Genomic DNA, 17398 nt, shown 5'->3' on the forward strand with positions numbered 1-17398 from the left:
CGTCCGTACGCCTGCAGACCGCGCGGCCCTAGGAGGCGCGGTCCTCGACGGTGCGCCCGAAGTAGGCCGCCTCGACCATGTCCCGCCGGTTGCGGAGTTCGCTCGCGGGTGCCGAGAGCGCGACCCGACCGTGATGGAGCACGATGGCGGCGTCGGCGATGCCGAGGGCGAGATCGATGTGCTGTTCGACGAGGACGACAGCCATCTGGTGTTCGTCGGCGATCGACCGGAGCCGGGGCAGCAGGTCCTGGACCGCGACCGGGGACAGGCCCAGGCTCAGCTCGTCGATGAGGAGGACCTTCGGGTCCGCCAGCAGCGCCTTGGCGAGTGCGAGCATCTGCTGTTCGCCGCCGGAGAGATTGCCGCAGCGTCGGCCCCGCATCGTCTTGAGCTTCGGGAAGTACTGGTAGACGGTGTCGAGGTCGGGCCCGTTACGACGCTTGGCGAGACGGAGATTGTCCGACACCGACAGACGGTGGAAGACGCCCCGGGTGTCGGGGACCAGGGTGATCCCGCGCCGCGCGTTGCGTTCGATGCGACGGTCGATGGGGTCGCCGAGGGCGGTCACCGTGCCCGACATCAGTCCGAGGGCACCGACCGCGGCGAGCAGACTCGTCGTCTTGCCCGCCCCGTTCGGACCGAGCAGCGCGAGGATCTCGCCGGGACGGACGGCGGCGCTGAGACCGCGGACGGCGGGAACCCCGCCGTAACCGACGGTGACGTCGTCGATCGTCAACACCGGGGTCGTCGAATCCGGTGTCGTCGGGTCCGGTGTCGCCTGGCCGGGGGCGGCGTGCGCGCTCATCGCGTTTCCTTCGGGTCGGGTCCGGTCGGGGCGGCGTCCGGGTCCACCTCGGGACTGCCGAGGTAGGCCGAGATGACCGCCGGATCGTCCTGGATGGCGGCCGGGGGCCCGCTGGCGATCACCCGGCCGAAGTCGAGCACGTACAGGCGGTCGCACACGTCGAGGACGAGCGACATGTCGTGGTCGATGAGCAGGATGCCGATACCGGTCGCCGCGATCCGGCGGAGTTCGGTCCCGAAGTCGCGGCTCTCGTGGGTGTCGAGTCCGGCGGCCGGCTCGTCCAGCAGGACGAGTTGCGTCCCGCCGACCAACGCCCGCGCGACACCGACAAGTTTCTGCTGTCCCAGGGTCAGCTCGCCGGGGAACTGGTCGGCGGCATCGGCCAGGCCGACGAGTTCGAGTGCCGACGAGATGACATCGGCGGGCGGACGGGAACCGTTGAGGACGTCGGCGAGCATGGCCCGCAGGCCGACCGGCTGGACCGCCACGGCCAGGTTCTGCTCGACGGTGAGGTCGGTGAACAGTTCGCCCGCCTGCCACGTCCGGGCCATGCCGGCCCGGCGGCGACGATGGGGGCTCGCCTTGTCCAGTCTCTCCCCGCGCAACGACACCGTGCCGGTGGCCTTGGTGAATCCGGTGACCGCGTCGACGAACGTGGTCTTGCCCGCGCCGTTGGGTCCGATCAGTCCGACGATCTCGCCCGCCGAGACCGAGATGTCGATGTCGGAGTTGGCGCTGACGCCGCCGTACCGGACCGACAGCCCGCCCGTCTCGAGGAGTGTCGTCGACGTGGCCGGCTTCTCGAGTGTCGACTCAGACATGTGCACCCTCCTGTGCGTTCTGTGCCGCGCCGGGCGCTTCCGGACGGGGGGACGGTTTGTGCCGGTGGGCGCGTAGCTTCTCGCCGAGCTCCGACATGGCCCCCGCGACGCCGACGGGATTCAGCACCGCCATCAGCAGGAGGCTGCCGGCGGCGAAGAGCTCGTAGTACTCACCGAGAGCGAGGGTTTGGTTGAGGAACACGTAACCCACGCCCAGCGGTCCGATGATGCCGGCGAGGACCGCACCGGCGAACGACGTGATGCCGCCGACGTAGGTCATCGCGAGCAGCGTCAGCCCGATCATCACCGTGAACGAGCCGGCCGACAGTTGTCCGCGGCTGTAACCGATGAGGCAACCGCCGATGCCGGCCAGGAACGCCGACAGTGCGAAGCCGAGCAATTTGGTTGCGGCGACGTTGATCCCGACCGACGACGCGGCGCGCTCGTTGGAGCGGACGGCCAGGAAGGCCCGGCCGGTCGAGCCGCCCATGAAACGCAGCACCACGAGAGTCGCGATGGCAACGACGATCAGGACCATCAGCGAGAACCGGATCGTGACCAGGTTGGTGCCGTCGCGCACCCCGAGGTCGAGGCCGAAGATCGTCGGGTCCGCGATGAGGTTGCCCTCGAAGGACGTGATTGCCGGGTTGTTGAAGACGAAGCTCTGGATGGCCAGGGCCGCGGCCAATGTCACGACGGCCAGCTGGGCGCCGCGGATCCGGAGTGCGGGCACGCCCACCAGGACACCGAGGCCGGTCGCGATCAGGGCGGCGAAGATCATGCTGAACGGGAACGGCACATCCCAGTTGGTCGTCAGCTTCGACAGGGCGAACCCGGCCGCGCCGGCGAAGGCCATGCTGGCCAGCGAGATCTGGCCGAGGTAACCGGTGAGCAGGACCAACGACAATGCGATGAGGCTGAGGATCACCGAGGTGACGACGCCGAACCGCCAGCTGCCGGACGTGAGGAGGATCGCCACGACGACCACCGCGATGCAGACGACGGTCGGGATCAGCCGGATGCGGGGGATCCGGACCGCGGGCATGCGCACCTCGCCGAGCGAGCCGCGCGACGGGATCCGACCGCCGAGCAGGAAGAGGGCGATGACGACGATGACGAACGGAACGGCGTCACCGAGGCCGGCCTGCGCCCATTCCGGCCACCAGTCCTTGGTGGTGAGCCACGTGATGGTGGACTGGAATGCGCCGAGGACAAGACCTGCGGCACAGGCGATCCCGAATGAGGTGAGCCGGCCGACGAGGGCGACGGCCAGGGCCGGGATGACGAAGAAGGTGTAGCTGGTCTCGGTGAGTCCGATGGTGTAGGACGCCAGGACGACGATGAGACCGGTTGCCGCACCGGTGAGTGCCCACACGATCGCCGCGAGGCGGTCCGGGGAGTAACCCGACAGTCGGGCGGCGAGTTCGTCTTCGGAGCCCGCGCGGGTGGCGACGCCCAGGGTGGTGAGCCGGAAGTAGGCCCACAGCACCAGTGAGATGGCGATGGCGACGCCGGCCAGGATCAGGTCCGAGACGTTGACGACCGCGCCGGCGATGTCGACGGTGTCCTCCGGCAGGATGGCCTCGGCGAAGAGGTTCTCGGTCTCGAAGCGGAGATGGACGAGCGCCTGGATGAAGAGCATGAGTCCCACCGAGGCGACGACCTGGGCGAGCACCGGGGCCGAGCGGAGCGGCCGGAAGATGAGTACGTGTGCGAGCAGGGCCCAGACGACCGCGCTGAGCACGCCGAGGACCAGTGCCAACTCCATCGAGGTGGGGTCGGACTCACTCCCGAGTTTCAGTGTGCCGATGGGCAGGACGAGACTGCCGTCGGTACGCAGTGCGGCGACGAGATAGACCGAGTAGAGGCCGATGGCGCCCTGCGCGAAGTTGATGATGCCGGTGGCGGCATAGATGCCCACGAGGGACGACGCGAGCACCGAATAGATGGCACCGGCGGATAGTCCGAGGAAGACGAACTGGAGGAACTGGCCCATGTGGCGTACTCATTCGTTCGGCGCGTACGGATCTCACGCGCGTGTGAGGATGCGGAGCGTTCGGATCGGGGAGCAGAGCCGGGTGTGGCGGGGTGGGTGACCACCCCGCCACACCAGCGACCCGTGTCAGTAAGCGCCCGGGATGCGCTGCAGCGCAGCCGGAAGCGGGGTGATGAAGCCGCCGGTGGCGGGTTCGGTCTTCTTCTCGGCGACGACGTCGAACAGCAGCATCTCGGTGGTGCAGTTCGGCGTGGTCGGCTTACCGCAGTTGAGCTTCGGGCCGATGAACGACTGGTAGTCGGTGACTGCCTTGAGCGCACCGAGCACGTTCGGGCCGGTGAAATCGGTGACCTTGGCGTTGTTGAGCGTGATCGCGAAGTCGGCGAGGGTCGCGAAGGTGCCGTAGGCGTAGAAACCGCCGGTGCCACCCTGCTCGTCGATGAACTTCTGGGCGATCCCGAGATTCGCCTTGGCCGGCTCCGGTGCGGAGTCCATGGCCGGGGGCTGCCAGATCGGTGAGTAGGTCTGTGCGCCAACCGCTTGCGCACCCATGGTGTCGATGAAGTCGGTGCAGGCCGCCATGAACATGGTGCCCTCGTAGTTCACCGACCGCAGCGACTGCGCGAGCTTGGTGCACACGTTGTCGTTCTGTGAGGTCATCAGGCCGGCCGCGGCGGGGTTGCCCTCGGCCAGGGTGGTGGCCAGCGAGGTGAAGTTCGGGCCGGTCGGCGGGTAGTAGACCGACTTGACGTCGATGCCGAGCTGGGCGCCGAGCGGCTTCATCAAACCGTCGAAGACCTGATGTGCCTGAGGGAGATCGGCATTCGCCAGCGTCAGCGAGTTCTTGTTCGCGGCCTTGAGCTGCTGCATGAAACCGACGAGGAACGCGGCGGGTGGCGGACCGAAGTACACGCGGTTCTCCGCCGAGGCGCCGGTGGAGGTGTTGAACGGGATCTGGCCGACCAGCGGGATGCCGGCCGAGGTGAGAATCGGCACCGCGGAGGCGGATTCGGCATTGTAGCCGTCGATCGCGGCGACCACGCCGGCCTCGACGAACTGGTTGGCGCACGACACCGTCGATTCCGGTGCGGTCTGGTCGATTCCGCAGTCGACGATCTCGACGGGCCGGCCCCCGATGCCGCCGATCTGGTTGTTGATGTAGTCCAGGGCGGCGTCCTTGCCGGTGGTCACGCCACCCTGGGTGGCGGGGCCCTTGGTGGGGTTGAACAACCCCACCTTGATCGCCTCGCCCGACGCCTTGGTGCCGCTGGCATCCGCGGCGGAGCCGTCCGACGATCCGCCGTCGTCGCTGCTGCACGACACGACCGAGAAGATGCACGCCGCGGCGACGGCGACCGCCGCCAACCGTCCGGCTCTCCTGCGTGAATTCGACCAACGCATGTTTCGACTGCCTTTCCCGATGATCTCCGGGCACGACGGAACCGCCCTGCGAGAGGGCACGGCGACATCGCCCCGGCGGGGCTTAGAAGGATTGAGTTCATCGACCCAGCGCTGTGTCTGGGTCCGCGATTCCGGCACCGTCCGCCCTGGTCAAGGCGGTGAGTCCACGTCGGATGTGATGTGGGCCACTCGAAAAGTAGCCATACCCTTACGCCGGTGTCAAGCTGTTCGGCGAAACTGGACACACAGTGGACCACATGGCACGACACTGCCCGTCACGAACGAGTTCGCAACGGGCAGTGGGACAAACGATTCAGTTACCAGCAGGTCAGGGCGGTCCTCAGTGGACGGTCACCCGACCGTCGCGGCCGACCGTGACGTCGGCGGTGTAAGCACGGACGAGGTCCAGGCGCTGCCAGGAGGCGCGGCCGGGACGCTGGTCGTCGAGCGGATATCCCGCGGGCGACGCGGTCTGTTCCAGGACCTGACGCCGCTGCTCGTCGGTCAGTCGCGGGTACGCCCCGGCGATCAGTTCGACGGCCTGTCGGGGCACCACCATCGGATGTGTCGGCGACGAGACGCGTCCGAATCCGTAGGTCATGCGCTGGGCGTAGATCGTCTGGGCCGCGGCATCGGTGGCGTAGGGCGTGTCACGCGCGATGCACACCGAGAGGGCTGCGCCGCAACGCCATTCGAGTTCCTTGCGGATCTCGGTGGCAGACGCGGCGAGGAGCCGGCGGAACTGCGGGTCGTTCCAGCGATCGGCGGCGGCGGCCTGCCCGACGATCGCTCCACCGATCACGTCGAGCGGGTAGTGCACGCCCAGCACGATGCGGTGATATCCACCCTCCGAGGCACGGGCGAGGAACTGCGGCGCGAGTTCCGGGAGCATCGACGCGAACAGGGTGCCCCGCCAGAAGAACAGGCTGGTGTGGCCGGACGGGAAGGACGGGTTGCTGACCAGCGCGTCGTATTCGCTGGCTCCGGCGCGCATGTACTTGCGGATCCGCTCGGGTGCGACGATGAACGGCCGCTCGTACCCGAACACGTACTTCTCGACGAGCGTCGCGTTCGCGAGCCCACCGGCGCGGGCGAGGTAGTCGCTGAAGAGGGCCGTGGTCTTCGGGAGGCGATCGGCGGCGAGGGCGTTCCGGAAATCCCGTCCGAGCCGGTCGCCGAAGGCATCGGACATCGTCCAGAGCGGATCGTCGTGTGCGTCGGCGAGCGCTCGGCGCTGCAGTCCCGGGTTGCCGGCCGCCGACTGGTTGATCGCGACCGCCGTCTCGAGATTGCGGGCCATCACCTCGGGGTGATCGCGGCGCAGGGCGGTGAAGGTCTCGACCGGTTGCAGGTACACGCCGCCCGGATACGACGAGATGTCCGAGGCGTAGAGCCGCGCGATGTCGGTCACCGGGAAGGGCGTCGGGGTCGGCTTGGCCGGCGCGGCCTGGGCCGATGCCGCGAGCGAGAGGGCGACGGCGACCGACGCCGCGAGCGCGATGAGCGACGAGGCAAGCCGGGTTGTCGTTCGCGGTCGGGCCACGCTGTCCGAGATCACGCTCTGAATCCTAGAGGGAATGTTCGCGGGACGAACGGTCAGACGGGTGCGTCGACCCGACCGGCAACCCCTGCTCGAGCAGATCGAGCGCGCGCAGGGTCGTCTCGAGCTGGGGCATCTCCCGGTTGTCGTCGAACTCGGTGGCCAGATGGAAGGTCACCCCGGCCACCGCGTCGAGGAACACCTTGAGCCGGAAGTCGTCGGGCGCGATCCGTAAGTAGTCGGCGATGAGCTGGGTCATGTCCGAGATCATGCGCTCGGACTCGACCTGAAAGGTCTTCTGCAGCAACGGCTCGGTGCGGATCAGTTGCATGCGGAGCGGATTGCCGACCCAGGGGTCGTCGACCGTCAGGCGGTGCAGCTCGGTCATCAGGCGCCGGATGAGATCGAAGTGGCTGAGGCCGGGCGGCATGGACTCGACGATCGCGTGCGCCTCGGCATGCAGGTGCTCGTCTCCGACGACCACCTGTTCCTTCGACGGGAAGTAGCGGAAGAACGTCGTGTGTGAGACGCCGGCGGCCTCGGCGATCTGCTCGACGGTGGTCTTGGCGTACCCCTGCTCGGCGATCAGGGTGATCGCCGCCTGCCGGATGGCGTTGCGGGTGCGCAGTTTGTTCTGTTCACGCAGGCCCATCCGACGCCCCGGTGCGGGTTCCGGGGCGTCGGAGCCGGCGTGCACAGTCAGGCAGTTGCCCATACGTGCTCACTTCTTGTCAGAAGGATTGTGCGGCTTATCAACTCGCCGGGACCGGGGACCTGGTGTCGTCCGGTTCCTCGAGCCCACGATGGCGGACTGCTTCGCCCTCGATGTCGAAGTTGATCACGAAGCGGTCGAGCCAGCGCGGGAGGCCCCAGGCCCGGTCGCCGAGCAACGCGATCGCCGCGGGTACGACCAGCATGCGGATCACGAAGGCGTCGAAGAACACTGCCGCGGCCAGCGCGAAACCCATCATCTTGGCGGTCGTCTCCGGGGAGAGCATGAACGCCGCGAAGACGCTGATCATGATGATCGCCGCCGACGTGACCACCCGGGCTCCGTGCCGGTAACCGGCGACGATCGCCTCCTTGGCCGACAAGCCGTGCATGAACTCCTCGCGCATTCGGGTCACCAGGAACACCTGGTAGTCCATCGCGAGCCCGAACACCACGCCGATGAGGAAGATCGGTAGGAAGGAGATGATCGGCTGCGTGTGGGTGATCAATCCCAGCCAGCCCTCCTGGAAGATCGCCACGGTGACGCCGAAGGTCGCCAGGACCGAGAAGACGAATCCGAGGGTGCCGATGAGCGGGACCCAGAGCGACCGGAAGACGCCGATCATGATCAGGAATGCGAGACCGACGACCACGACCAGGTAGGGGATGAGTGCATCGTCGAGTTTCTGGGAGAGATCGGACATGATGGCTGTCTGACCGCCGACGTGGAGTTCCGCGCCACGGTTCTCGACCGTTGGTGCAAAGGCGCGGATCTGCTCCATGAGGTCGTGTGTGGCGGCTGACGACGGCGCGCTCTCCGGGGTGACCATGATGAGCGCGGTGTCGCCTGCTCGGTTGCCCGTCCAGGTGAGCCCCTCGGGGTTGGCGACATCACTCAGGGTTGCGATGTGCCGCACGGTCTCCTCGGCCGGGGCGTTGATCGCGCCGTCCTCGTCGTGCACGACGACGAGCAATGGGCCGTTGATGCCCTCACCGAAACCGCGGCTCAGCAGTTCCTGCGCGGGTGCTTCGGCTTCGCTGGACAGCGACAGACCGAGTTCCAGCTTGGTTGCCGGGATGGCCGCGGCCGCGAGCGCCAGCAGGCCGATCACGATGAACGGGATGGGCCACTTGACGACGGTGCGCCCGACCTTGACGCCCATAGTGTCGTCCTCGGATTCCACGGCGTGCTTGATCCAGGGGATTCGAGGTAGGAAGGCGAATCGCCCGAACGCGCCGAGAATGGCGGGGATGAGGGTCAGAGCAGCCAGCACCGCGATGAACACGGCGACGCCGGCACCCGCGCCCATCTGAGTGATGATCGGGATGCCGATCACCATGAGGGCCACCACCGCCACGATCACGGTGAGGCCGGCGAAAACCACCGCCGACCCGGCTGTGCCGACGGCTCGGCCGATGGCGTCTGATGGCGCGCCGCCGCGGAGTAGTTCCGCGCGGTACCGGGACACGATGAACAGCGCGTAGTCGATGGAGACGGCGATGCCGAGCATCGTGACGATGGCGGTGGCGGACTCGTTGATCGACAGAGCCTCGGCCGACAGCGTGAGCAGCAGGATGGTGATGCCGACACTGACGATCGCGGTGACGAGAGGTATGAAGGCGGCGATGAGAGCTCCGAACGCCACGATCATCACGACGAAGGCGACGGCGAAACCGAGCAGTTCGGCCGTGCCGCCGGCTTCCATCACCTGCATCAGCGACCCGGTTGCCTCCACCTGCAGACCGTCGACGGAGAACTCGTCCAGGATCGAGACGAGTTCTTCCTTGTTCTCGACGGTGAGGTCGAGGATCGGGATGTCCTGGCGAACCTGGAAGAGGCCGACCCGACCGTTGTCGCCGACGACCTGCGCTGCGAGTGCTGGTTCAGCGGCCGCAACCGTCAGCGGGTTGACGACAGTCTGCGGCTCGATCACGTCGGGGAGTCCGCGGAGGGCCGCGGCGAGTTCGTTCAGCTGCGTGGTGTGGTTCTGCAGCCCGTCCTCGGCAGCGACGAGGATGCTCGTCGACGCCTGTTCCTGCTGGGCCATGACCTGTGGGAAGTACTGCTCGACCTGTTCGGTGGCAACCCCCGAGTCGGTGCCGGGAAGGCTGAAGTCCTGCGCGAACTTGGGCTGGAGTGCGCCGACCAGTCCGGCGACCGCGATGAGCGCAGCCAGCCAGGCCGCGATCACCGACCATTTGTGGCGAAAGCAGAAGCTTCCGAGCTTGAACAGAAACGACGCCATGCGTGGACCCCTCTGGTGCTGCGGAAGACCGGCCCCCGAAGGTCCCGGCGCAGATGACGAGAGAAATGGTACCCACTAACACTCGGGACTGAGTACCACTTTTGGGAGCGGGCTCCGTCACACCGCGCTGCAGGTGTGGCCGGCGTCGCTTGCGAGAGGGTCTCGTCAGCGGGCGTTCGGCGGCGTCTGGTGTCCGCGGGGATCGGCGTCCGGGCGGTGACGCGGATCGATCGGGTTGTTCGACGGCTGACCGGCGTGCCGGCCTGCGGTGTTCGGGTCGTCCCGCCCGTCCGCACCACGCCCGTCGGCGCCCTGTCCCTCGGTGTCCCGTCCATCCGCGTTCCGTCGGACATCGGGGTCGAGACGGTCCGCACGGGCGAACTCGCTTTCGACCTCGTGCCGCGACTCGGCCGCGTGTCCCTGGTGGTGGCGTGCCTGTTCCTGCAGCCGCTTGGCCTCTGCGGCCTTGGCGTCGGCTTCGGCCTGCGCTTTCCGTGCCCGGGCGTCGGCCTCCTCGGCGACGGCCTCGCGGTGGCGGACGGTCGAGACCTGTTGCGTGGCGTTCTGCCTGATCTCCTCGGCTTGAACCCGTCGGCGTGCCTTTCGCTGACGAAGAAGCAGCAACACGAGCGCAAGAATGACGATCACGACGACGACGGCGATGATGATCCAGATGGCGGTGTCCACGACTCACTCCTCGGTCGGATGATGGTGCGCGTCGGGTACCCCGCGGCGGGGATGGCTAACCCATCCCGGTCAGCTCGCTGACCTGCGGTCGAGCAGCCGTCACCGCGGGTAGTCCACTCGTTCGGGTGACATTCGCCGGTCGGCGGAAGTGGTGATGCGGTCGTAGCTTCGGTGCCACAGCCATTCGAGAGGGCCCCGCTCGAACCGGCTGAGCCAGAAGCGGGAGAACAGCATGAGCACCACGGCGATGCCCAGGTACAGGGACACCGTGGCGGGGACCAGCGTCGAGCCGTCGAGATGTTGCGCGAGCCCCAGGCCCCAGCCGTAACAGACGGCACCCGCGATCGCGTTCTGTAACACGTAGCAGGACAACGCCATTCGACCGACCGGTGTCAGCGCGCGGCCGCACCGCCCGGGAGAGCGGCCGTCGGCGTAGTACCCGGCGACCCATGCGAGCAACCCCAGTGCGACGACCGGCGCCAACCCGTACCGCCCCACGACGAGTCCGGCATCGCCACCGGCCAGTCCGACGGCGAAGTCGAGAGGTAGGGCGATCCCCAGCCCGACGGCCATCAGGCGTCGCCGAAGCCGGACGCCGCGCGGTTCCAGGACGCCGGCGCGCAGCAGGGCCGCGCCGATGAGGAAGAGCGCGATCGACATCGGCAGGATGAAGAGGACCTCGGCACGGAACATCAGGAAGTTCTCGGCGCGAAAAGCGACGAGGTCGACGAAGCTGCCGTCTGCGTAGGGGTTCGGGGACAGCCCGGCGCCCGGACTCGATGCGGCGGGCGCGGCGAGAAGGGCCCAGCTCAGCAGCCCCAGCAGCGCCAGGTGCGTCGACGCAGCGATCGCGATCGCTACGTACTGGCGACGCAGTCGCATCGACAGCAGGTAGGCGACGATGAGGCCGGTGACCGCGTATCCCATGAGGACGTCGAACTCGGTGAAGAGGAAGTAGTTGATCACGCCGTCGACGAACAGCAGCGCGGCTCGCCAGTAGTACCGTCCCGGCCAGGGCCGGCCTCGTCGAACAGCCGACCGCTGCTGGATGGCCAGCCCGATTCCGAACATGATCGTGAGCAGACCGAGGAATTTGCCCTGGGCGAGCTGCTGCAGGAGGTCCTCGGCCACCGCCCAGGAGCCGGTGGCCCGGTAGGCGCCCTGGATGTAGCCGATCAACCCCTCCGGGTTGGTGAAGATCCAGATGTTGGTGGCGAGGGTGCCCAGAATCGCGATGCCGCGCAGCACGTCCAGCGCCGCGTGTCGGGTCGCCATCGTGTCTCCGTTCTGTGCCACTTTTTTGCTGACACAACCGTGCTATCAAAACTCGAAGTCAAGGTAGCACGGGTGTACTAGCATGGGTCAATGCCCAAGTTGATCGACCGGGACGGGCGACGCGCCGAGATAGCCGAGGCCCTGTGGCGGATCGTGTTGCGCGAAGGCGCATCCGGAGTATCGGTCCGCGAGGTGGCGGCCGAGGCGAACATCTCGGTGGGCTCGCTTCGACACGTGTTCGCGGACAAGGAAGAGCTGCTCGAGTTCTCGATGCGCCTGATCTATGAACGGGTGGCGCTCCGCATCCGCGAGCACGACCGCATCCGCGATCCGCTCCGCTGGGCCGAAGCCGTGTTGTCCGAGGTCCTACCGCTGGACGACGAGCGGCGCGTCGAGATGCACGTCAACCTCGCGATGGTGACCGAGTCGGTGGCACATCCCGGTCTCGCGGATGCTGCGCGTGAGGCCCACGACGGTTTGCGTTCACTCTGTCGGACGGTGCTGGGCGTCCTCGGCGAGCACGGGCTGATCGGCGCCGGCCGCGATCTCGACTCTCATGCGATCGCGGTACACGCCCTTGTCGACGGTCTGGCGATGCACCTGCTCCTCGCCGACACGGATCCGCCGGCTCGCGCGCAGCGCGTGCTCCGGGAGCATCTGACAGGGCTGGCGGCCGAGAGCCGAGAGACGTTGCAGTGAAGCGATATTCGCTGTCGGGCGGATACTGTTGTGCTGCTGCGGACCGGTCGGAGGATTAACTCTCCGGGTCCGTGTCACCCTCTTCGCGGGCGCGTCGTCGGTCGGCATGCAACGACTTGACGCGCCGCTCCTCGCGACGGACCTCGATCTGGGTGGCGCGTTCGGCGGCCAGCCAATCCGGCATCTCGGCGAGGAGGTCGTCGATCTGTGCCGTCGTGAGTGCCTCGGTGATTCCCCCGCGAACCAGGCCCGAGTTCGAGATGCCGAGTTTTGCCGCGACCAGATTCTTCGGGTGCGGGCCGTCGGCGCGAAGCGTGCGGAGCCATTCCGGCGGGTCGGTCTGGAGGGCGGCGAGCTCGGCCCGGGTGATGGGGCCCTGCTGGAACTCCGCAGGAGTGGCCGGCAGGTACACGTCCAGCTTCTTGGCGGCGGTGGCCGGCTTCATCGACTGCGAGCTCATTCGACGAGGGTATCGGGCGGTAGCCTCTGGGCGTGACCACACCCGACGTTCACGCAGCGGGCGAGGCCCCTGTCTTCCGACTGGCGTACGTTCCGGGGGTCACGCCGAGCAAGTGGGTCAGGATCTGGGCCGAGCGGCGTCCCGACGTCCCGCTGGAACTCGTCGCCGTCGACGTCGCGGACTGTGCCGAGGCGGTCGGGGAGCGGCGCGTCGACATGGCGATCACCAGATTGCCCGATGCCCTGCGATCCGGCGATGCGCGGGAACATCACACGATCAACCTGTACGAGGAGACGACGGTCGTCGTCGTACCGAAGGACCACGCCCTGACCGCCGGCGACGAGATGACCCTGGCTGATCTGGCCGACGAGCAGTTCCTGTGGCCGCTGGACGAGCCGTTGACAGTATCCGAACGCCCGGGTGCGGCGGTGGATCATCGGCCCGAGACCACCGGTGACGCAGTCGAACTCGTCGCGGCCGGCGTCGGCGTACTGCTCGTGCCGCAGTCGCTGGCGCGCCTGCATCACCGCAAGGACCTGGTGTATCGACCGGTCACCGACGCCCCGACCGGGTCCGTCGGACTCCTGTGGCCTGCTCCCACAACTCAATTGGCCGACGAGTTCATCGGCATCGTGCGCGGCCGCAAGGCGACGTCGTCGCGGGGGCGGACCGACGAGGCGCCCAAACGGTCGGCGAAGGAGAAGGCGGCGGCGAAGAGGGCGGCACGCGAGGCGGCCGGGAAGATCCCCGGCAAGAGTGCGCGACGCGGGCCCGGACGTCCGAAGCGTCGCTGATTCCCGCCGTGGCGTGCCGCCCCTGTCAGTGCGTCAGGCGCGCCACTCAGCGGTGCGTTCCGGCGACGCATCGGCGAGCGCCTTGAGGGTGTCGTCGACGCCGAAATCCTTGCCGTACACCGGCGTTCCCGGCTGTTGCCGCCACGACTCGGCGAGCGGTCCGGCGTCGACCGGGTCGAACCCGAGTTCGTCGACCACGCGGAACACGATCTCCTTGCCCGCCGTATCGTCGCCGGCGATCGGCAGCGCGATACGGCCCTCTGTGCCCGCGGGTACGCCCTTGTTCAGCAGGTGCTTCCAGTAGATCCCGTTGAACACCTTGTACACCGGGACGCCGAGCAGTTCCGACACCCACACGCTCTCGTGGGTGCCGTTCTCGATCGCCTCGATCTTGCCGTCGCGCTGCTGGGGGTAGTAGTTGTTGGTCTCGATCACCGGGGCGTCGGGCTTGCGGGCGTCGAGGATGCCCGGCGCGAGGTCGGGGGTGTTCTTCTGCGGGATGCTGACGATCACCAGGTCGGCGTCCTTCGCGGCGTCGGCGGCCCAAACGGCGGTGGCGCCGGTCTCGGAGGCCAGTTCGGCCAGCGTCTCCGGGTCGCGCGAGTTCGCCACCCGCACCTCGTGTCCCAACGATGTCAGACGACGCGTGAGCGTCCCGCCGATGAATCCCGCTCCGATGATCCCGATCTTCACAACTGCACCTCTTGCCTCTGGTCGGACGTTGATGACCATTCGCGCAACGGATCCGTCGGTTCGGTGCATTCCCGTGGTCGGCGGGAGGGTGACGAGCGACTCGATCTGGGCCCGGTCGAGTCGTGGGTCAGTACGCGATGCCGAGGGACCACGCGAACACGGTGTAGGCGGCGAGGGTGATGAGCACGATCCCGATGAGGTTGAGCCAGAGCCCGCCGCGGATCATCTGACCGATGGTGACGTACCCGCTGGCGTAGGCCACCGCGTTCGGTGGGGTCGCCACCGGGAGCATGAATGCGCAGGTTGCGGCGAGGGCGACGGGGATCGTGAGCACCAGAGGGTCGAGACCCATTCCCATGGCCACGCCACCGGCGACCGGGAGAAAGGTTGCCGCTGTCGCGGTGTTGCTCGTGATCTCCGTGAGGAAGATGATCGCGGTCGCCGCGATGACCACCAGCACGATGACCGGGATCGTGTCGAGCCCGGCGGCCACATCGCCGATCCAAGCGGTCAATCCGCTGGACTCGAACTGCTGGGACAATGCCAGGCCGCCGCCGAACAGCAGCAGCACGCCCCATGGCAGTTTGATCGCGGTCTCCCAGTCGAGCAGTCGCACACCGGGTTTGGAGCCGCTGGGCAACAGGAACAGGAGAACGGCGGCGGTCATCGCGATGCCGGTGTCGGAGATCGGCGGGTTCTCGTCCCAGATCAGCGGGACCGCGATCCACGCCAATGCGGTGAGGCCGAAGATCGCGGCGACCCGGATCTCGCCCTGCGACATCGAGCCGAGGGCGTCGAGCTGATCGCGGATGATGCGCCGGCCGCCGGGGATGTCGTCGATCTCCGGCTTGAACAGGACGTGAGTGAGCAGGAACCACGCGATGGCGAGGAAGATCACGGCGAGCGGGACTCCGGCGATCATCCACTCCAGGAACCCGATGTCGATGCCTTCACCCTCGAGGTATCCGACCAGGAGGGTGTTGGGCGGGGTGCCGATGATCGTGCCCAACGATCCGATGGATGCGGCGTAGGCGGTGCCGAGCATCAGTGCTGTGCCGAAGTTGCTCTTGATGACGGCCTGGGTGAGGGTCTCACCGTCCACCGGTACGTCGGTGTCGGTGGCCTTCGGCCCGGGCGCGTCGGTGCCCGAATCCTTACCGAGGTCGAGAACCAGCGCCAGCACCGACACGCCGATCGGGATCATCATCACGGCGGTTGCGGTGTTGGACACCCACATCGAGAGGAATCCGGTGGCGATCATGAAACCCGCGATCACCATCGGCGGCTTGGTGCCCATCGCCGAGACCGTGACCAGGGCGATGCGGCGGTGCAGATTCCACCGCTGCATCGCGAGGGCGATGATGAAGCCGCCCATGAACAGGAAGATGACGTTGTTTCCATAGGCCGCGCCGACGTCGTTCACCGAGATCGACTCGCCCGCTTCGTCTGAACCGAAGACGGGGAAGATCACCAGCGGCAGCAACGCGGTTGCGGGGATGGGTATCGCCTCGGTCATCCACCAGAGGCCCATGAGAACTGCGGTCGCCGCCGTGAGCCGGGCTCCCTGCCCGACTTCGGCGGGCAGGATCACGTAGACCAGGGCCGCGAGTGCCACGCCGGCAAGGAGTCCGATCCACTGCCGACGTCGCATCTTCGGTTCCACCTCGTCGGCGCGCTCACCCGCCGACTGGTGGTCGATCTCGTCGAAGTCCCGCTGTGGGTCAGGCGATCCGGAGCCTCGGCCGGCCGAGCCCGGTGATCCGGACCGGTTGTCGCGTGGCCGTTCGCCGCTGCGCTGCACCATCGGGAACCTCCTCGGTATGCCTGCGTGGCAGCCAGCCTATCGAGGAACGTGCCGGAATTGCCCGAAACCGCCGCCCGCCGACGTGCCTATGAGGTGGCCGACCAGCTGTGCCACGTCAGAGACTCGACGACGATCACCGGTCCATCGGGCCGTCGGAGTCGATACTGCGGATACTTCGCGGCCAGCGTGTCGATGCCGTGACTGCCGACGGATTCACCGGCGTCGACGACATGTGCCCGGCCGTCGACCCGCACCCACCACAGTTCATCCCAGTTGTCGGAATACATGTCAGCCAGGAGCGACACCGCGGGGTTGTCCGCGATGTTGGCGAGACGACGGAGTGCGGTTGTTCGTTTCGGCTTGTGATCCACGCACGTGTAGATGACGTCGTCGTCGAGTGCGCACACGACGGGGACCAGGTGCGGCTTGGTGGAGGGTGACACGGTGGCGAGTGTGACCGACCGCGCGGCGGCGAAACGTTCCCGACTCAGGCGCAGGTCCATCTCACGAGGATGACATGCACTCGTGGGAAACAAGGTCACCGATGAGTACGGGCGCCGGTTCGGGTCCACCTCTGTGTCCGATCCCCGATCCGGGGGACCCGACCCGAAAGGGCCAGCACCATGACGCACGAGAACGTTGCCGTCAGCCGCACGATCTCCGCCACGCCCGACGAGGTGTTCGCGGCGCTCGCCGACCCCCGCACACACCAGGCCATCGACGGCACCGGCTGGGTTCGGGACGCAGTCGACACGACACCGCTGCGGGAGGTGGGCCAGGTCTTCCGGATGAACATGTACCACTCCAACCATCCGGACGGTGACTACCTGATGGAGAACCGGGTCGAGGTGATCGAACCGCGGTCGGCGATAGCGTGGCAACCAGGGCAGCGCAACGACTCCGGGGAGCTCGAGTTCGGCGGCTGGACATGGCGGTACGACCTGGTGCCGGTGGGGGAGTCGTCCACCGAGCTCACCCTTACCTACGACTGGTCGGCCGTACCCACCCACATCCGCGAGTACATCGAGTTCCCGCCGTTTGCCGACGACCATCTGCGTAACTCGTTGAATCACATCGCCGAACTTGTCGGCTGATCGTCAGCCGACGAGGTCCGGATCCGGATCGCGATGCGCCGACGCAGCTGATGTGGGTGACAGATCGGCGGTGAGCAGGTCGACGGTCGGGCTGCGCGTGATCACCTTGTGGCCCCACCACAGAGCGAGGAACACGAACAGTGCGCCGTAGGCGGTGAGCCAGAGTTCGAGATTCCCCGCGGATCCGTCGCGGATTGCCGGGAGATTCTGCCCCGCGATGACTGCAACACACATGAGCAACGCGATGATCGGGCCGGCCGGGTAGAGCCAGGCCTTGTAGGGGAGTCTGCCGAGGGAGCTTGTCAAGATGTCTGTGTAAGAACGTGACTCCTGGGTTTCCTGTGGTTGCTGGTTGGGTCTAGTTGAGGTGGG

17 protein-coding genes are annotated in these 17398 nt (G+C 67.3%); 3 read left to right on the forward strand and 14 right to left on the reverse strand.

The window, feature by feature from the left end:
- Positions 1-28: 28 nt before the first annotated feature.
- From B1818_RS23185 to B1818_RS23230, 9 genes are all read right to left on the reverse strand, one after another.
- Positions 29-805: an ABC transporter ATP-binding protein gene (locus B1818_RS23185; RefSeq protein WP_058249619.1), complete on the reverse strand. Its 777-nt coding sequence runs from the start codon at positions 803-805 to the stop codon at positions 29-31.
- A complete protein-coding gene (locus B1818_RS23190) occupies positions 802-1626 on the reverse strand; it encodes an ABC transporter ATP-binding protein (protein ID WP_058249620.1) in 825 nt (274 codons plus the stop codon). The genes B1818_RS23185 and B1818_RS23190 overlap by 4 nt, the downstream gene beginning before the upstream one ends.
- Positions 1619-3622, reverse strand: coding sequence for an ABC transporter permease (locus B1818_RS23195; RefSeq protein WP_058249621.1), 2004 nt, complete (start codon positions 3620-3622; stop codon positions 1619-1621). Before B1818_RS23195 ends, B1818_RS23190 begins: the two co-directional genes overlap by 8 nt.
- A 126-nt stretch (positions 3623-3748) precedes the next feature.
- Positions 3749-5023 (reverse strand): ABC transporter substrate-binding protein, encoded by a 1275-nt coding sequence (locus tag B1818_RS23200; protein WP_171011606.1) that lies wholly within the window; start codon positions 5021-5023, stop codon positions 3749-3751.
- Positions 5024-5363: 340 nt separating this feature from the next.
- Positions 5364-6581, reverse strand: a complete 1218-nt coding sequence (locus tag B1818_RS23210) for a phosphatase PAP2 family protein (RefSeq protein WP_175404241.1) — start codon at positions 6579-6581, stop codon at positions 5364-5366.
- 10 nt (positions 6582-6591) lie between these two features.
- On the reverse strand, positions 6592-7278 hold the full coding sequence (locus tag B1818_RS23215; protein WP_058249623.1) for a TetR family transcriptional regulator: 687 nt from the start codon (positions 7276-7278) through the stop codon (positions 6592-6594).
- A gap of 37 nt (positions 7279-7315) precedes the next feature.
- Positions 7316-9520, reverse strand: a complete 2205-nt coding sequence (locus tag B1818_RS23220; RefSeq protein ID WP_058249624.1) for an MMPL family transporter — start codon at positions 9518-9520, stop codon at positions 7316-7318.
- 165 nt (positions 9521-9685) lie between these two features.
- Positions 9686-10207: a hypothetical protein gene (locus B1818_RS23225; RefSeq protein ID WP_058249625.1), complete on the reverse strand. Its 522-nt coding sequence runs from the start codon at positions 10205-10207 to the stop codon at positions 9686-9688.
- 99 nt (positions 10208-10306) lie between these two features.
- A complete protein-coding gene (locus B1818_RS23230) occupies positions 10307-11482 on the reverse strand; it encodes a DUF418 domain-containing protein (RefSeq protein WP_058249923.1) in 1176 nt (391 codons plus the stop codon).
- A gap of 90 nt (positions 11483-11572) precedes the next feature.
- Here B1818_RS23230 and B1818_RS23235 point away from each other — a divergent pair, with 90 nt between their 5' ends.
- The gene (locus B1818_RS23235) at positions 11573-12181 is read left to right on the forward strand and encodes a TetR/AcrR family transcriptional regulator (protein WP_058249626.1); all 609 of its coding nucleotides are present in this window, start codon (positions 11573-11575) and stop codon (positions 12179-12181) included.
- A gap of 55 nt (positions 12182-12236) precedes the next feature.
- Here the strand turns inward: B1818_RS23235 and B1818_RS23240 are convergent, their stop codons facing one another.
- Positions 12237-12626, reverse strand: a complete 390-nt coding sequence (locus B1818_RS23240; protein ID WP_058249924.1) for a DUF5997 family protein — start codon at positions 12624-12626, stop codon at positions 12237-12239.
- 47 nt (positions 12627-12673) lie between these two features.
- On the opposite strand from B1818_RS23240, the gene B1818_RS23245 reads away from it, so the two are divergent.
- A complete protein-coding gene (locus B1818_RS23245) occupies positions 12674-13435 on the forward strand; it encodes a LysR family transcriptional regulator substrate-binding protein (protein WP_078114142.1) in 762 nt (253 codons plus the stop codon).
- 33 nt (positions 13436-13468) lie between these two features.
- On the opposite strand, the gene B1818_RS23250 is transcribed toward B1818_RS23245, so the two are convergent.
- From B1818_RS23250 to B1818_RS23260, 3 genes are all read right to left on the reverse strand, one after another.
- Entirely contained in the window at positions 13469-14167 is a 699-nt protein-coding gene (locus B1818_RS23250) for an NADPH-dependent F420 reductase (RefSeq protein WP_078114149.1), read from the reverse strand.
- A gap of 88 nt (positions 14168-14255) precedes the next feature.
- A complete protein-coding gene (locus B1818_RS23255) occupies positions 14256-15932 on the reverse strand; it encodes a DASS family sodium-coupled anion symporter (RefSeq protein ID WP_078114143.1) in 1677 nt (558 codons plus the stop codon).
- Between the two features lie 86 nt (positions 15933-16018).
- Positions 16019-16435 carry a TIGR03668 family PPOX class F420-dependent oxidoreductase gene (locus B1818_RS23260; protein ID WP_078114144.1) on the reverse strand — a complete coding sequence of 139 codons (417 nt, stop codon included), beginning with the start codon at positions 16433-16435 and terminating at the stop codon, positions 16019-16021.
- A gap of 120 nt (positions 16436-16555) precedes the next feature.
- Between B1818_RS23260 and B1818_RS23265 the strand changes: the two genes are divergently transcribed.
- Complete coding sequence (locus B1818_RS23265; protein WP_078114145.1) at positions 16556-17026, forward strand: SRPBCC domain-containing protein; 471 nt, start codon at positions 16556-16558, stop codon at positions 17024-17026.
- A gap of 3 nt (positions 17027-17029) precedes the next feature.
- Here the strand turns inward: B1818_RS23265 and B1818_RS23270 are convergent, their stop codons facing one another.
- Entirely contained in the window at positions 17030-17332 is a 303-nt protein-coding gene (locus B1818_RS23270) for a hypothetical protein (protein WP_254859867.1), read from the reverse strand.
- Positions 17333-17398 lie beyond the last annotated feature (66 nt).

The organism is Gordonia sp. IITR100 (assembly GCF_002009645.1).
Lineage (GTDB): Bacteria > Actinomycetota > Actinomycetes > Mycobacteriales > Mycobacteriaceae > Gordonia > Gordonia hongkongensis.

What these genes read in the sequence shown, in the direction of transcription:
- B1818_RS23185 (WP_058249619.1), bottom strand. Translation starts at nt 805, where the DNA reads ATGAGCGCGCACGCCGCCCCCGGCCAGGCGACACCGGACCCGACGACA.
- B1818_RS23190 (WP_058249620.1), bottom strand. Translation starts at nt 1,626, where the DNA reads ATGTCTGAGTCGACACTCGAGAAGCCGGCCACGTCGACGACACTCCTC.
- B1818_RS23195 (WP_058249621.1), bottom strand. Translation starts at nt 3,622, where the DNA reads ATGGGCCAGTTCCTCCAGTTCGTCTTCCTCGGACTATCCGCCGGTGCC.
- B1818_RS23200 (WP_171011606.1), bottom strand. Translation starts at nt 5,023, where the DNA reads ATGCGTTGGTCGAATTCACGCAGGAGAGCCGGACGGTTGGCGGCGGTC.
- B1818_RS23215 (WP_058249623.1), bottom strand. Translation starts at nt 7,278, where the DNA reads ATGGGCAACTGCCTGACTGTGCACGCCGGCTCCGACGCCCCGGAACCC.
- B1818_RS23220 (WP_058249624.1), bottom strand. Translation starts at nt 9,520, where the DNA reads ATGGCGTCGTTTCTGTTCAAGCTCGGAAGCTTCTGCTTTCGCCACAAA.
- B1818_RS23230 (WP_058249923.1), bottom strand. Translation starts at nt 11,482, where the DNA reads ATGGCGACCCGACACGCGGCGCTGGACGTGCTGCGCGGCATCGCGATT.
- B1818_RS23235 (WP_058249626.1), top strand. Translation starts at nt 11,573, where the DNA reads ATGCCCAAGTTGATCGACCGGGACGGGCGACGCGCCGAGATAGCCGAG.
- B1818_RS23240 (WP_058249924.1), bottom strand. Translation starts at nt 12,626, where the DNA reads ATGAAGCCGGCCACCGCCGCCAAGAAGCTGGACGTGTACCTGCCGGCC.
- B1818_RS23250 (WP_078114149.1), bottom strand. Translation starts at nt 14,167, where the DNA reads ATGGTCATCAACGTCCGACCAGAGGCAAGAGGTGCAGTTGTGAAGATC.
- B1818_RS23255 (WP_078114143.1), bottom strand. Translation starts at nt 15,932, where the DNA reads ATGGTGCAGCGCAGCGGCGAACGGCCACGCGACAACCGGTCCGGATCA.
- B1818_RS23260 (WP_078114144.1), bottom strand. Translation starts at nt 16,435, where the DNA reads ATGGACCTGCGCCTGAGTCGGGAACGTTTCGCCGCCGCGCGGTCGGTC.
- B1818_RS23265 (WP_078114145.1), top strand. Translation starts at nt 16,556, where the DNA reads ATGACGCACGAGAACGTTGCCGTCAGCCGCACGATCTCCGCCACGCCC.